At 48.9% G+C, this 675-nt stretch carries 1 pseudogene; it reads left to right on the forward strand.

The annotated features are described in order from the left end of the window. Window positions 1-675: pseudogene (locus tag ACTHUM_RS16975) on the forward strand (patatin-like phospholipase family protein); the annotation flags it as partial.

The raw sequence follows: 675 nt of genomic DNA on the forward strand, positions 1-675 counted from the left end.
GTTTTGGCGGCTTATTTTGCACTCAAGGGCGAAGAAACCATTCCCTTGTTTTACAAACGTTTCCTACACCAAAACTTCCAACGCCAAGTTGTCAAACAAGCATTTTCCATGTCCAACCTGCCCCGACTGGCCTCGCCTGAATACGGACGCGGTGATCTGTTACAGGAGCAGTTTGAAAACTACCTTTTCGGCAAAACCACTTTCCGCGATTTGGAAATGAACCGCAAAGGCCCGTTTGCCATCATTTCCGCCACCGATATGGGCATAGGCGAGCGTTTCAATTTCACGCAAGAATATTTCGACCCGATGTGTATCGACTTGGGCGACTTGCGACTTGCCCGCGCCGCTGCCGCGTCAAGCTCCGTACCTATGGTGTTTGCACCGATTACGCTCAATAACAACGGCGGCCATTGCCAATACACGCCGCCGTTTCAACTTGTCTCCGACAGCGAAGACAGCGAAGCAGGTAAAAAACAGCTGCAAACCCGAAAAGAATTTTTCGAGCGTTTCCAAAAATACAGCGACAGTAAAAACCGTCCCTACATCCACCTTATCGACGGCGGTTTAACCGACAATCTGGGCATGCGCAGCCTTTTGGACATGACGGAGATGTATCCGGAAAAAATCCTGACGCATAAAATTAAACAAAACAAAATCCGCCATATTGTCGTCATC

Source organism: Neisseria sp. P0021.S006 (assembly GCF_051956895.1).